This window comes from Pantoea sp., from assembly GCF_028283705.1.
In the GTDB taxonomy this organism is placed as follows: domain Bacteria; phylum Pseudomonadota; class Gammaproteobacteria; order Enterobacterales; family Enterobacteriaceae; genus Pantoea.
The window spans coordinates 658223-671920 of record NZ_JAPWKD010000011.1 but is presented as its reverse complement, the minus strand read 5'-3'; the positions used below and the strand labels follow the sequence as shown (position 1 = coordinate 671920).

Annotated in this window: 17 protein-coding genes; 6 read left to right on the top strand and 11 right to left on the bottom strand. The window is 53.3% G+C overall.

What is annotated here, in order from left to right:
* Positions 1 to 3: 3 nt before the first annotated feature.
* Positions 4 to 816 (bottom strand): ABC transporter substrate-binding protein, encoded by an 813-nt coding sequence (locus PW844_RS10065; protein WP_299450886.1) that lies wholly within the window; start codon positions 814 to 816, stop codon positions 4 to 6.
* A 185-nt stretch (positions 817 to 1001) separates the two neighbouring features.
* Here PW844_RS10065 and PW844_RS10060 point away from each other — a divergent pair, with 185 nt between their 5' ends.
* Both PW844_RS10060 and PW844_RS10055 read left to right on the top strand, forming a co-directional pair.
* On the top strand, positions 1002 to 1898 hold the full coding sequence (locus tag PW844_RS10060; RefSeq protein WP_084880868.1) for a GntR family transcriptional regulator: 897 nt from the start codon (positions 1002 to 1004) through the stop codon (positions 1896 to 1898).
* A gap of 52 nt (positions 1899 to 1950) precedes the next feature.
* Positions 1951 to 2736, top strand: coding sequence for an SDR family oxidoreductase (locus PW844_RS10055; protein ID WP_299450883.1), 786 nt, complete (start codon positions 1951 to 1953; stop codon positions 2734 to 2736).
* A gap of 86 nt (positions 2737 to 2822) precedes the next feature.
* On the opposite strand, the gene PW844_RS10050 is transcribed toward PW844_RS10055, so the two are convergent.
* Both PW844_RS10050 and PW844_RS10045 read right to left on the bottom strand, forming a co-directional pair.
* Positions 2823 to 3650, bottom strand: a complete 828-nt coding sequence (locus PW844_RS10050) for a substrate-binding domain-containing protein (RefSeq protein WP_299450881.1) — start codon at positions 3648 to 3650, stop codon at positions 2823 to 2825.
* Positions 3651 to 3674: 24 nt separating this feature from the next.
* Positions 3675 to 4325 (bottom strand): LysE family translocator, encoded by a 651-nt coding sequence (locus PW844_RS10045; protein WP_299450879.1) that lies wholly within the window; start codon positions 4323 to 4325, stop codon positions 3675 to 3677.
* A 243-nt stretch (positions 4326 to 4568) separates the two neighbouring features.
* Between PW844_RS10045 and PW844_RS10040 the strand changes: the two genes are divergently transcribed.
* Positions 4569 to 5141 (top strand): cytochrome b/b6 domain-containing protein, encoded by a 573-nt coding sequence (locus tag PW844_RS10040; protein WP_299451134.1) that lies wholly within the window; start codon positions 4569 to 4571, stop codon positions 5139 to 5141.
* 53 nt (positions 5142 to 5194) lie between these two features.
* Here PW844_RS10040 and PW844_RS10035 read toward each other — a convergent pair whose 3' ends face one another.
* Together PW844_RS10035 and PW844_RS10030 are read right to left on the bottom strand one after the other, a co-directional pair.
* Positions 5195 to 5554, bottom strand: coding sequence for an NUDIX hydrolase (locus PW844_RS10035; protein WP_299450876.1), 360 nt, complete (start codon positions 5552 to 5554; stop codon positions 5195 to 5197).
* Positions 5548 to 6147: an NUDIX domain-containing protein gene (locus PW844_RS10030; RefSeq protein ID WP_299450873.1), complete on the bottom strand. Its 600-nt coding sequence runs from the start codon at positions 6145 to 6147 to the stop codon at positions 5548 to 5550. The genes PW844_RS10035 and PW844_RS10030 overlap by 7 nt, the downstream gene beginning before the upstream one ends.
* 81 nt (positions 6148 to 6228) lie before the next feature.
* On the opposite strand from PW844_RS10030, the gene PW844_RS10025 reads away from it, so the two are divergent.
* Entirely contained in the window at positions 6229 to 6978 is a 750-nt protein-coding gene (locus PW844_RS10025; protein WP_299450870.1) for a DeoR/GlpR family DNA-binding transcription regulator, read from the top strand.
* Here PW844_RS10025 and PW844_RS10020 read toward each other — a convergent pair.
* Positions 6971 to 7912 (bottom strand): helix-turn-helix domain-containing GNAT family N-acetyltransferase, encoded by a 942-nt coding sequence (locus PW844_RS10020; protein WP_299450868.1) that lies wholly within the window; start codon positions 7910 to 7912, stop codon positions 6971 to 6973. The two genes, PW844_RS10025 and PW844_RS10020, sit on opposite strands and share 8 nt — an antisense overlap.
* A 373-nt stretch (positions 7913 to 8285) precedes the next feature.
* Between PW844_RS10020 and PW844_RS10015 the strand changes: the two genes are divergently transcribed.
* Together PW844_RS10015 and PW844_RS10010 are read left to right on the top strand one after the other, a co-directional pair.
* Positions 8286 to 8669, top strand: a complete 384-nt coding sequence (locus PW844_RS10015) for an ATP-binding cassette domain-containing protein (RefSeq protein WP_367187752.1) — start codon at positions 8286 to 8288, stop codon at positions 8667 to 8669.
* 105 nt (positions 8670 to 8774) lie between these two features.
* Positions 8775 to 9536 (top strand): amidinotransferase, encoded by a 762-nt coding sequence (locus PW844_RS10010; protein WP_299450866.1) that lies wholly within the window; start codon positions 8775 to 8777, stop codon positions 9534 to 9536.
* Between the two features lie 3 nt (positions 9537 to 9539).
* On the opposite strand, the gene PW844_RS10005 is transcribed toward PW844_RS10010, so the two are convergent.
* The 5 genes from PW844_RS10005 to pagP form a co-directional block, all read right to left on the bottom strand.
* A complete protein-coding gene (locus tag PW844_RS10005) occupies positions 9540 to 10340 on the bottom strand; it encodes a hypothetical protein (protein ID WP_299450864.1) in 801 nt (266 codons plus the stop codon).
* Positions 10337 to 10825 (bottom strand): RNA polymerase sigma factor, encoded by a 489-nt coding sequence (locus tag PW844_RS10000; protein ID WP_299451132.1) that lies wholly within the window; start codon positions 10823 to 10825, stop codon positions 10337 to 10339. The genes PW844_RS10005 and PW844_RS10000 overlap by 4 nt, the downstream gene beginning before the upstream one ends.
* A gap of 54 nt (positions 10826 to 10879) precedes the next feature.
* Positions 10880 to 11419 (bottom strand): tetratricopeptide repeat protein, encoded by a 540-nt coding sequence (locus PW844_RS09995; protein ID WP_299450862.1) that lies wholly within the window; start codon positions 11417 to 11419, stop codon positions 10880 to 10882.
* 160 nt (positions 11420 to 11579) lie between these two features.
* Positions 11580 to 13106 carry a carboxylesterase gene (locus PW844_RS09990; protein ID WP_299450860.1) on the bottom strand — a complete coding sequence of 509 codons (1527 nt, stop codon included), beginning with the start codon at positions 13104 to 13106 and terminating at the stop codon, positions 11580 to 11582.
* 15 nt (positions 13107 to 13121) lie between these two features.
* Positions 13122 to 13679, bottom strand: a complete 558-nt coding sequence (pagP, locus tag PW844_RS09985) for a lipid IV(A) palmitoyltransferase PagP (protein WP_299450858.1) — start codon at positions 13677 to 13679, stop codon at positions 13122 to 13124.
* Positions 13680 to 13698 lie beyond the last annotated feature (19 nt).

Here is a 13698-nt window from a genome sequence, read left to right as displayed (position 1 = left end):
GCATTAAAAAATGGCAACGGAATCCGGGAAGTTCCATTTCTCAATCAGTTGCTTGTAGGTGCCATCTTTCACCAGGCTTTGCAGGCCCTTCTCCAGCTGTGCTTTGGTTTCGGCATCCCCTTTACGCACGGCAAAGGCGATATGGGTATCGGCTTCAAATTCCGGACCTACCGCTTCGAACATGCCGGGTTTCTCGCTGAACAGCGCCAGGGTGCCCGGCGTAGAGAGGAATTCTGCATCAGCGCGGCCCTGAGCAACGGCAACCGCAGAGTCAGTGGCCGCCGGGAAGGTCAGCACGTTGATGGCGGCTTTGCTGGCGGCCACGCAATTTTTGTTGTCCACCCGCGCCTGACTCTCTTCAATGCCACCCAGAGTGACGGCGATGGTTTTGCCACACAGCGACATATCACGACCGGTGATGCCCGCCGAATTACCTTTACGCACCACCACGCGGCTGCCGATCTTCAGGTAAGGCACAAAATCCACCTGGGTGGCGCGGGTCGGGTTGACGTACATCGCTGAGTTGATGATGTCGAGGCGATTGCCCTGTAAGGCCGGGATCAGTCCTTTGAACTCCATCGCCATCGGCGCAGGCGTGAGTTTGAGTTCTTTACTCAGTGCCGTGATCAGGTCGATATCAAAGCCAGTGAGTTTGCCGTCTTTGACAAATTCGAACGGCATAAAGGTGGCGGCGGTGCCATAAGTCAGTTTGCCGGGGGTAACACTTTCCCCTGCGGCATGGCTGGCAAGTGGCAGCAGCGCCAGTGTGAACATCAATCCGCGCATGCGGCCTTTAGTGAAATACGAGCTGGACATAGTCGTCTCCTGGTTAATATTTTGGATTTTATGAATCAACAAATACAATCATGATGACAAAAACACGTCCCTTCCTGGTGCACTTGCACGCTTATCGTGCAGTTCCTGCTTTATTTCGCTGCAAAACTTTTCCCGTGTTATTGTATATTCAGACCACAACAATACACTTTCAGGGAACGTTCTCCATGCAGCCTGACTCAACTGCGAGCAGTCGCCGGATAGCCCGGCAAATCCTTGACCTGATATATGAAGCAAGATTCGATCCAGGTCATCATTTACGTGAACAACATCTTGCCGATGCGCTGGGCGTTTCACGCACGCCGGTACGTGCCGGATTAAAAGAACTGACCCGCCTCGGTGCGGTGGAAGCCCGGCCCAATCAGGGTTTCTTTCTGTTAAAGAGCGCCGATGAACTGCAACAACTGAGTATCGAACAACCCAAAAGTAATGATCAGAATTTGTATGAATTGCTGGTCCGCGATCGTATTGCCGGTACGCTGCCCGAGTCCTTCACCCAGACCGAAATTGTGCAGCGCTATGAGGTGGACCGCGGGATACTGACGCGCACCCTGGTGAAGCTGTCGGAAGATGGCCTGATTGCACGTAATGCCGGGCATGGCTGGCGCTTCCTGCAAACGCTGAACTCGGATGTGGCTTTGCGCAACAGTTACGGTTTCCGCCTGATGATTGAACCCGCCGCCCTGCTGACGCCGCATTTACATGTCGATCGCCAGTTACTCAAACGGCTGCGTGCACAGCATCTGTGGCTGATTACTCACCCGGATATCACCCAAGTCCCGGCGAAGGACATCTTCGAAACCGACGCCTCCTTTCATGAGCTACTGGCGGAAGCCAGCGGCAATCTGTTTGTGTTGCAGGCGATTCAGCAGCAAAACCGCTTACGCCGCCTGATGGAATTCGGCAGTTATCACAACAAGCGTCGCGTCAAAGAATGGTGTGAAGAACATGTGGCGATCATTGATGCGTTACGGGAAAACAAGCAGGAACTGGCCGCCAGCCTGATGCAGCAACATCTGCAATTTGCCTATGACCAGGTAAATATTAAGCGGCCACGTAAATAATCGGCATCAATTTTGCACATCATGATCCTGAAAATACAATCAGGAGTGGTTTATGGATTTGCAAATACAACAACGGGTCGCGCTGGTGTGTGGTGCGGGAAGTGGTTTAGGCCGGGCGATGGCGCTGTCTCTGGCGCAGGAAGGGGTAAAAGTCGCGGTGACCGGCCGCAACCTGGAAAAGCTGGCAGAAACGGTGGCACTGATCCAGCAGCAAGGCGGCACCGCGCAGACCTGGCAGCTCGACCTGGCTGCGCCCGAAAAGTTTGATGATGTATTGAACGATATCCACCAGCATTGGGGCGATATTGATATTCTGATCAACAACTCGGGTGGCCCGCCTCCTGCCACTGCTCAGGGCACTGATGCCGGTATCTGGCAGCAGCAGTTTTCCCTGATGGTTTCCTCACTGATTCAGCTGACAGACAAAGTGCTGCCCGCCATGCGCCAGCGCGGTTGGGGTCGTATTATCACCTCGACTTCGTCTGGTGTGATTGCCCCGATCCCTAATCTGGCGCTGTCCAATGCCCTGCGTATGAGTTTACTCGGCTGGTCAAAAACCCTGGCCCGTGAAGTGGCGGCGGATGGTGTAACGGTTAACGTGCTGGTGCCGGGACGTATCGCTACCGATCGCGTCAGCCAGCTGGATGCCATCAAGGCGAAACGTGAAAACAGTACCGCGGACGCCGTAGCGGAGAAAAGCCGTCAGGGCATTCCAGCGGGCCGTTATGGTGCACCCGAAGAATACGGTGCCACTGCGGCGTTTCTTGCCAGTCAACAAGCCAGCTATATTACTGGCACCATCATGCGGGTGGATGGCGGGATGATTGATGCGATTTGATGAGTAAGGTCAAAAGAGCGCGGTGAATCGCGCCGCTACGGACCGATGGGGGTTTTGTAGCGGCGCGATTTATCGCGCAATCGTTATCAATGGCGGTTGGCACAGCCGCACTTTGACATCTCACCGTGCACATGTTTGCCATGATGCGAATGACGCACCTGCAATTCGCCCTGCTGCCACGCCGCGCTGTCATCTGCCTTGTTATCCAGCAAGCGATTTAACGCCTCAGCCACCAGCAAATCACCACGCTGCGCCCAGCTGGTCAAATGCCAGGTCGGAGAGCGAGCCTCGTCGACATCATCAAAACCCACCACGCCAATGTGCACACCCTGACCAAAATCGCGCACTGCCTGCATGACACCGAAAGCCAGCACGTCATTTTCGCAGAACAGCGCATTGATACGTTCAGCAGCACGCGTTTTTTTCAGGTATGCCATCATCGCCTGATAAGCCAGTTCACGATCATTGTTACCGGCAATCAGTCGCTGATCGAGGGTTTTATCCGCAGCGGCTAAGCTCGCGACAAAACCCTGCATCTGACGCGGTTCGATTGCGGGATCTTCGCCGTGCATAACACCAAAACGTTGATGCCCCTGCGCCAGCAGCAGACGACCAATCTCAGCACCGGCATCATAGTTATCCGCCCTGAGCGCGTTCTCCCCACTCAGCCAGATCGCCGGGAATGGTGATGCCTCTTCGCGATAAAGGGAGGTGAGGAAAATCAATCCGTTAACGCCCAGTTCAGTCGCCTTACTGAGTAACGACAGGTAATGTTCGCGCGAATTAACGTTGAGCAACAATGACAAACATCCACGCGCATTCAGTTGTCGCGTCACTTCATTCAGCATTTTTACGCTGCTGGGATTAGCGAACTCATCGCTGACGATACCGATGATATTGTGCTTTGCTGCCATTAAAGGCTCCTTCTGCAATCAGGTTTAACCACGACGGGTTAAGGCCAGACGAATCCCAAGACCAATAAAGGTGACGCCAACCACCCGATCCAGTAACTTTTGCATCGCGGCGTTTTTCGCCACTGCACTGGCGGCACCACCGGCTAACAACGCAAACAGGGTATCAGTGGTTAAACCCACCAGGGCGTAAGTCAGGCCGAGGATCAGGAAAGATTGCGCATGGTGATCGCCGTCAACCACGACAAATTGTGGGAAGAAGGCGATGAAAAATAGCAACACCTTCGGATTGGTCACCGAGGTAATCAGCCCACGAGTTAACAGGCTACGCGCACTGACAGGCATTTTGACGGCAGCCTCACCAGCCTGTTGTGCGGCGCTACGGCTGACAAACGTCCCCCACACCATTTTGCTGCCGAGAAATAGCAGGTAGGCAGCACCAATATATTTAATCACCGTAAATAGCAACGGCGAGGCGGCAATCAAGGCCGTGAGGCCAATGGCACTGGCAACCGCATGAGTACAACTGCCTAACGCCACACCTGCAGCCGAGATCACTCCGGAACGTCGCCCATTCGCCACGCTTTGGCCTACCACGTAGGCCAGATCAGGGCCGGGGGTTATGCAAAGTAAAAAGACTGAGGCGAGAAAAAGAGGAAAGTGGGTGATGTCCAGCATGGAGCGCTCCTGTCAGTGACTAAAGGTTGATTTTAACCAACCCGCAACAGGAATCTAGCACTGAAGAAGAGAAAAAGTTTCTCCTGAGTTGAGTTAAAACCCTCAAAATTGGATGATAAATATTATCAGTTGCAATTGCAGCGTATTTCTCAGCATAAATATTAAAATTAGCGTTAAGGTTGGATTAATCTTCCTCTGAAAAAATTCATGTTATCCACCCAGGATGCAATGAAGGTAAATAACATGAAGGTCAGTATCTGGCGTAGCTTGCCACATGAAAATGCGCCGTTGTTCCGGCTATTACATATTTTGGTTGCAGTGTTGATTCTGGCACAGATTATTAATTCTAATTTTACCCGACGAGAAGCGCTGGGAGGTCACTCGCTGGAGACAACCATCACCTGGATGCATATCGTATCCGGATTTGGGTTGATCGTGCTGGGGATTGTTCTGCTGTGGTGGATGTTCTCGCAACGCGGCTTTAACTGGTATTTTGCATGGGCAAAGGCTGATTTCAGGGGCATACGCCAGGATCTCAACACGCTGGCAAAGTTGAAGTTGCCAGAGGCGCTGCCGGGAGGTATTGCCGCCACCATCCAGGGACTGGGCGTAGTCGCCTTACTGGCCGTGGCGGTTTCGGGCGGATTATGGTTTGTCGTGAATACTATTCAGGGTCCATCTTCTGCTTTCGCCCATTCCATCCTGCACTGGCATAAATTTCTTACTACTTTTATTGAAGTCTATTTTTACGCACATGGCGCGATGGGACTTCTGCATATTTTTCTCGATTATTACAAACGCTATTCCGCTGAATGATAAGATATTAGAAAATACACAGGAAACCGTTTATTTCCTGTGTATTGCTAAATTCAATCCTCAATGACCGGAATAGAATCAACGCTGGTGAAGATAGTCAGACCGGCGGCCAATCCCACCTGCACATCATTATCCGCGCCCTTCGATGTACCCGGCAGGCGCAGAATCGCCTCACAGCAATGAATCAGACGATGCGCCACCGGATAGAGAAATTGTTCACTGATTTCATCACCTATTTTTTCCGAACCTGCCACCCGTGCCAATGGCAACGCCAGCCATTCACCAATCACTGGCGTATGGCCTTTCTGATACACCGCCAGCGCAACCTGTTCCATTTTGCGCAGGTTTGCGTGGATCAGCGCCTGATCGCCCTGCGTACCGCTACGAACCGGACCCGCGATAAGAATCAGCATGATTTCATCTCCGTATTGAGGCGCAATGCCAGGTGTTGCAGCAACATGATCGTTTTCGCATCCATAATTTCACCGCTTTCAATCGCTCTGAGCGCGCGCGCTAAAGGCCACTCCAGCACTTCGATGTCTTCCCCTTCTTCTGCCAGGCCACCGCCCGAACTACTGCGATCCTTGTCCTGATACTCCGCGAGAAAGAAATAGAGTTTCTCGGTCACTGACCCCGGACTCATAAAGGCTTCAAACACCTTTTCGATACGCTGAATACGAAAACCGGTTTCTTCCTGCGCTTCGGCAATGATGCGTTCTTCGGGTGACGCGTTGTCGAGCAGGCCAGCCGCCGCTTCAATCAAAAAGCCGTTGTGTCCATTGATAAACACCGGAAAACGAAACTGCCGCGTTAGCACCACGCTGCTTTTTGCGCGATTAAATAACAGCACTACCGCGCCATTACCACGATCGTATGATTCGCGGCTTTGCTCCTGCCAGCTACCATCAGCCCGTAAAAATTCAAAGGTGTATTTTTTCAGCGTGTACCAGTTATTCGATAGCAATTGTTCGTGGATATGCCGCACACGTGGTGATGTTGATTGCATGTTTTACTCTCCTGAAGGTGACAATAATCACGCTATCATGCATAATCGTGCACATACAAGAAAAAACAGGAATAAAAACGCATGCTCTCCAGTCAGCGAAAACAGCAAATCCTTGATATTCTGACCGCCGAAAAGCAGGTGCTTTCCAGCGAACTGAGCCAGCGCTTCCGCGTTTCTGAAGACTCAATCCGTCGTGATTTAAGGGAGTTAGCAGCGGAAGGATTACTCCAGCGTGTGCATGGTGGGGCCTTGCCGGTATCGGCAGCCATTGCGCCTTTTGAAACACGCAAAAACGTGCAAATCGGCTCAAAACAGCAGATTGCACAGAAAGCCGTGCAGCTGATTCAGCCCGGCCAGGTGGTGATTATCGATGGTGGCACCACCACAGAAGAAATGATCAAACTGCTGCCGCAGGATGTGGATTTTACCGTGGTGACACATAGCCCGAGCATTGCCATGGGGCTGTTACCTTACCCGCGCGTTGAGGTGATCATGATTGGCGGGCGCTTATTCCGCCATTCGGTGGTGACAGTTGGCGCGGCTATGCTGGAGTCGATCGCACGTATCAACGCCGACCTGTTTTTTATGGGCGTGACTGGCGTGCATAAAACCGCCGGCCTCACCACCGGGGATTATGAAGAGGCTGGCGTGAAGCGCGCCCTGGCTGCCAGAGCTGCCGAGACCGTGGTGATGGTATCGAAAGAGAAAATGAACTCCGCTTCGGCGTTCGCGATTGGCGATTTGTCGCTTGCCAGCACGTTGATCGTTGATGACCCGCTTGATGACGCGATGGCGCGATTACTGGCGCAAAAACAGATAACGGTTATTTAGTCACGCGGGTAAATTGCTGTTCCAGCATGGATTTTCCCCACTGGTCGCCCTGCCACTCCTGTGTCAGGGTAAAACCAAAAGATTCGTACAGACGGCGGGCGGCGTGCAATCCGCTGAATGTCCAGAGCTGAACCGCAGAGAATGCCTGCGCATCACAAAATGCCATCGCGGCACTCAGTAATTTTCTGCCGACACCCGCCCCACGGCAGCCATCGTCGAGAATAAACCAGCGCAGATGCGCCTGATTATTTCCCAGGTCTTCACCATCGATGGCAACTGAGCCGACAATACGGCCCTGCTGGCTGGCGACCCAGATTTGGTTGCGTGGCGCATCCAACCGACCGGCAAATTCCGCCAGACCCGTTGCCACTTTGCCTTCAAAAAACGGGCCAAAACCATGCTGCTGCGCATAGTAGCGACCGTGCATTTCCGCGACCCGGCCAATCAAGCCGGGCTGATAACCCGTGGTGATGGCGATTTCCGGCACCACTTCATCCTGATCGCGGCGCGCTTTTAATGCTCCGGCATAGGCCGCTAATCCCTGAGCAACCGCCTGCTGCTGCTGCCCCGTGAGATGCGCCAGCGCAGTGATGACCTGGCTGGTGCCATATTCATTGATTCTGGCAACCGTGATTTTTCCCTGATCGGTCAGCACCAGTTGCTTCACCCGGGCATCCTGGGTGGATGGCACTTCGGTTAATTCGCCTGCTTTGATCAATTTGCCCAGCATACGGCTCACGCTGGACTTCTCCAGCCCGAGGATTTGCACCAGCTGCGCGGCGGTCATCCCGTCATGGCTGGCAACTTCCAGCAGGGTATGCACCGCCGAGGGAGAATATTCGGTCGCCGCCAGGGTGGTGTTCATAAATCCCAGCTCGCGCACCATCAGGCGCGATGAAGCACGGATCGTCTGGATAAGGGTGGGATCGGTCATGGTTAGCATTCGGCGTGAAATAAGGTTGTATAATACAACCATTTTGCGGGTGAAGTTGTCAAGGGCGTACTGGGTTGTGCATCAAGCAGTAAAAACGCCTTGTCTGAAAAGAGACAAGAAGGTATCAATAGTCATTCCATCCCTTCACCCACTGATAACTAAGGAGGATTACTATGCTGACGTGTGAATTGTTTATTTACTCACACCTCTATAGTAATTGGCCGTGCTCAGGCGTCACCGGTATCGTGCTGCGATAATCCGCGTCCTGAGCGAAGTCACTGAAAATTTAACTCCCTTCCCTCCGGCTTACCGGGTTGTCGTCAGCGTTGTTTGACGTCAGGACTTTTTGCGCCTGCAACTTATGAGTAAGCACATGAGCACTTTACTATCAGCACAGGCTGTCAGCTTTGATAATGCCTTCGGCACCCTTTTTCACAACATCACTTTTAGTCTGCAAAAAGGCGACCGCATTGGTCTGCTGGGGGCAAACGGCAGCGGCAAAAGTACCCTGCAAAAAATCCTCAGCGGCGAACTGGATGTCAGCAGGGGTAATATCGTGCAGGCCAGCCATTGTTTACTGGCAAGAATTGAGCAACACCTGCCACCGTCACTTGCACAGGCAACGCTACTGGCTAGCGTAGTGGCACAACTGCCCCCCTCGCTGCAACTGAGTGAACGCTGGCGTGCGGAAGCTCTGCTCGACAGCCTCGGATTCAGCGTGGACCCGCAAGCATCGGTGTTGTGGCTTTACAGGTGAAAAGTGGCGATCGCATCGCCGTGCTGCACGCGCGGCTTAATTTACTGTGAGTCGCCTGCAAGTTAGATTGATTGTCAGGCACAACCATTATTAAAGGAATGACAGATGGCTTTTACTCAAATCATTGCAAGACTCCCGGCTGACAATTGCGCGGCAGGGCTGACCACCGCCTCTCTCGGCGCACCGGATGCGGAACTCACCCGCAGGCAGTTCTGGGAGTATCTGAACGCCATGCTGTCGCTCAGATTGAAGGTGACACTGCTACCCGCAGAAGCCGACTTTCCCGATGCGCACTTTGTCGAAGATACCGCCGTGGTCCTGCCAGAACTGGCGGTGATCACCCATCCTGGCGCGCCACAGCGGGCGGGCGAAGTCGAATCAATCAAAGCGGTACTAAAGGATTTTCGTCCGCTGAAAGTGATGAGCGAGCGCGGAACGCTCGAAGGCGGTGATGTCATGTTAATCGATAAGGCGTTTTATATCGGACTGACGACCCGCACCAATGAAGCCGGTATCAGCGAGTTTGCCAGTCTGGTGGAACCTTGCGGTTACAGCGTCACGTCTGTTGAAGTTGACGAAGGTTTGCATCTTAAATCGGCGATCAATTATGTCGGTGAAAATACCCTGATCTCGACAGAAAAGTTCGCCCGCCTGCCGCAATTCTCCCACTATCAGCACCTGATTATTCCCGACGAAGAAATCTACGCCGGTAATACTTTGCTGATTAACGGTACGCTAATTACCCCGACGGGTTATCCGGCAACCCTGGCACAACTGCGCACGCTGGATATGCCGATTATTGAACTGGATACCAGTGAAATCCGTAAGATGGACGGCGGCCTGACTTGCCTTTCACTGCGTTTCTGACGTTTACACCTGCAAACCGCGACTCAGCAAGGTCGCGGTTTTCATCAACTGCTCCGCCGGATTACGCCCTATCAACACAAACTGATAACCGTCGCGATACCACCACACCAGGTTCATACCGTGACGTGTTTCCTGGTTAAGTGTGCTGGAGGGCTGCGGGTCCTGACGTGAAATGCACAATGCCATCGGACCATAGCTGGCATGGTTCCAGGCAATCTGGCTGATCAACGTATCGTCATAGCGCAGCATTCTGACGCTTTTCAGATCCGCTTCCGGTAACGCGAGTTGCGTCAGCGTCAGATGGAGATCCAGATCGCGCGCGGTGCGTGCCAGCGCCTGTTGCAGTGCCTGTGGTGAGTTATCGACATCCGCCAGCGTTTCCGGGCTGTATAACGACATATATTGTGCTTCCAGCTCACGGATGGTTACGCTTTCATCCGGTTGCGTCACCGGACGCAGCAGATAGCCGACACTCCCTCCCACCAGCAGAAAACCCAACGATGCCGCGATTAATGCCCGCCGACTCACCTGTACCGATCGCCGCTCGGGCAGCGCTGGCGTTTGCGCCAGCAACTGTGCCAGCTGCTGCTGCATACGTTGTTCCGGGGCCTGATCCAGCATCACACCAAACGCTTCCGCAAAGGGTTGATTGCTTTTCATCAGTTCTGCGGTACGGGCAGATAACGCCGGGCTGCGTTTCAGTTCCTTCTCAAATGCCTGGACGTCATCCGCGCGCATTTCGCCATCCAGCCAGGCAACAATAGCTTCATCCGGATAAGGTGAAGTAAAGCGGATCGCAGTCACAAACGTTTCTCCTGTGCCGAAGACCCGACATTGACGGCATTGGCCAGCGTGGTGCGCGCCGCAGCCAGGCGGCTCATAATCGTCCCCACCGGCACGGCCAGCGTCTCAGCCGCTTCCTGGTAAGTAAAGCCTTCGACATACACCAGAAACACCGCATTGCGCTGCGCCTCCGGCAACTGTCCAACGCGCTGCATCACCTTGAGATACTGCATGCGTTCCTCATTAAGTTGCTGATGATCCGGGGCGATCAGTTCATCACTGGCGACAAAACCCTGTCCCATACGCACCCGCTGGGCGCGCAATTCATTGATCCACACTGAATGCAGCACGCTAAACAACCAGCGATCAATGCGCGTGCCAGGCGTGAATTGCGCACTGCGTTCCAGCGCCCGCACACAGGTGGATTGCACCAGCTCTTCGGCCACATCACGGTTACGTGACAGCACCATGGCGTAACGCCATAAGCGCGCCAGATGTGTCGCCAGATGCTGTCGGACTTCAGTGCTGGTGATTTTTCCACCCTCCGCTAAACACCGCTATCAGGACTCCGGATGCCCATTAATCGCGGCTTGCAAGTCGCGATACTCTTCACAGCTTACGCCACACAAGGTTTTAATGACGGCAAGCTGCTCCTTCGCCAGATCGGGACGACCTTTGATCATCCAGGCCTCGCCGAGATATTCACGCACTTTGGCGTAATGGGGGTCGATGGCGATTGATCGTTGATAGTAGCTCATCCCTTCATCTGTGCGGCCCAGCTTACGTGTGGCGTAGCCCCGGTAATTCCAGGCTTCTTTGGTGTTGGGATTTTTTAGCGTATCCAGCAGATTCAGCGCTGCCTGATACTCTCCTTTTTTGGCCAGATGGTAGGCGTAGTTGGTTTTGTCCTCATCGCTGAGTGAACTGGTTTTATCCGGCACACAACTTTTCGATTTGCTGTCGTACACCTGACCTTTCGGACAATCCGGTGTTTTACTGTTGCTGTCATCATCCCCCATCGCCCATGCACCGGGTACGTGCAGGGCCAGTAACAAAGCAGGCAGAACCAACCAGCGAACAGAGTTGATCGTTTTCATCATTGAACCTCGCGAAGTGGCATGGAATAAGGCGGCCAGTGTTTTCACACCGACCAGAGGCAAGGTTCACCGGGAGAAAGACGCCGAAAAATCACCTTGTCTGGTGGTAAACACCTCAATGGCGATTTCTATTCGGGAAAAATTGTATTTTTTTCGCGATCGATCACCAGCTTTGCAGACATGCGGCAACATCAGGTTGGTTGCTACAGGCAATGTGGTGATTAATACGCGTCATCATATAGTCAAAAAACGGGTTGGAATTGGCGCGCATCAGGGTATCCAGCCCGACAATCAGCGTGTTGGTTTCACCGCGCAATGAGATGGTACCAAGGCTAATACCCGACTGGTTCTTTTCCGTCGGTTCCAGACCATAGAGCGAATCCGTGAGGGGAAACGGCACCGCGACATGGGACAGAGAATACATTCCTGGCGGCCACGCGATATTTAATGGCTGAACGGTTTCGTTGGTTTGATCGGCTGCTGTGTTGCGGGCAACGGTTTCGCTGGTTGCTGGCGTCGCATTGGTGATCACTGTGGTGCCGTAATGACGTGGTGCAGCCGGCAGCAAATTGCTCACGGCAGTGTATAACGCTGGCCGGATCAGCGCGCGCAAATCAGAAGCCTGGTTGATATCAAAAATCACCAATTGATTACCCCGGCTTTGCAGATAACGATATAGCGAATCCACCACCGCACGGGTACTGACCGTGGAATCCATTACCGACTGGAACGTCAGCACGGGCGGCAGTTGTGCCAGCTGCTGATTACGTGCCTCCTGCAAAATTTGTTGCTGAAGTGCCTGGGTCAGTAGCCAGGACTGGCGTGCCGCCTTAACCGGAAAGGAGTTGTATTTATAGGGATTGAACTCCGGCACCACATTCAGCCATGCTGCTTTGGCAAATCCAGGCAGTAGCGAAGGCAATCCCGCCAGCCCGGCAAAGCGCGCAAAAGCCGTCACACCGATCATCGGTGACATCAGTACAATCTGCTGGGGCTGGCGCAGCGAGGGATCATTGAGAGCATCAAGGGCGTATTTCATTGCCAGCGCACCACCGTTGGAATAACCCACCAAATGGAGCGGGACATCAGGTCCGGCGCGTCGCGTGGCTTCGCGCACCGCCAGACGGGTGACGGCCAGCCATTGCTCCCAGTTCACCGTGGTCAGTGCGCCCGGTGCGGTACCATGTCCTGGCAGACGCGGGACTACCGCCACAATGCCCTGCTGCCGGTAATCTTCCGCCAGATAGCGCATGCTGTAGGGTGAGTCGGTCAGGCCGTGTAACAATACCACCGCGCCGCGCGGGGTGCCCTGTGGCATCAGAATAAAAGAACGATTCCAGTCAGGCTGAAAACGGGCAGGATAAACCCGGCTTTGTGCGTAGTAACGGTTCAGTGTCGTTTTCTCATCGTCACTGAGCTTATCGGTAATGCTGTGCTTCATATCGAGAAAAATCGCGTCTTCCCGCGTTTGATAATCAGAAAAACTGGCGCGGTCGATCTCTTTCTCACTCATTTCATCCGCTGACCAGGTATGCCAGCGATGTAAAGGCGCACCGCGTTCTGACTGATAAATCCGACCAATAAAGAAAACGATGATGATGACGACCAGACCCACCAGGACGATTTTTGCCAGGCTGGCAACGGTTAACCCGGTTTTTTTCAGCCAGCCATCAAAGTGGGTTCTCGCCATATCAGCATCCGTCGGTTAAAAGGCCAAACGCAGCCAGGCGAATAGCACATTGCCATTATTATAGGTGCCTGGAATATAGGTGAACTGCACGGTTGCGCGTTTATAACCCACTGAGAAAAGCGGTAATACGATGGGTAACGGCACATAGTTGGCGAAATCATCACGCGCCGTAATCCCGGCGGTAAAGCCGAGGCCGAGGCGAAAATCACGCGCGTTATCGAGATAGCAGCCCTTTTCCCAACCGTAGCCAACGATCGGCTGCCACTCATTATGCGAATCTTTAAACATCATGGCATACAGCGTGCTCCAGTTACCTTCTTCATTGTAACGGGACACACCAAACCCACCGCCCCACGGCGTTTCATTATAGTTATCGGTTTTTTCTTTATCGTATGCGAAGCGTGCATGCCAGGCGATGAATGGCAAATAGAGATCGTAATTCTGCGGTTGTTCCCAGGTCTGGGAGATGTCGTTGGTTAACCAGTTCCACCCTGAACTAATCGTTCCTTCTGCCTGTGCCGGAGCCGCACAGATAAACAAGGTTACACACAAAGCCACCAGATAACTTCGCATGATTTATCCTTCTGAAAAC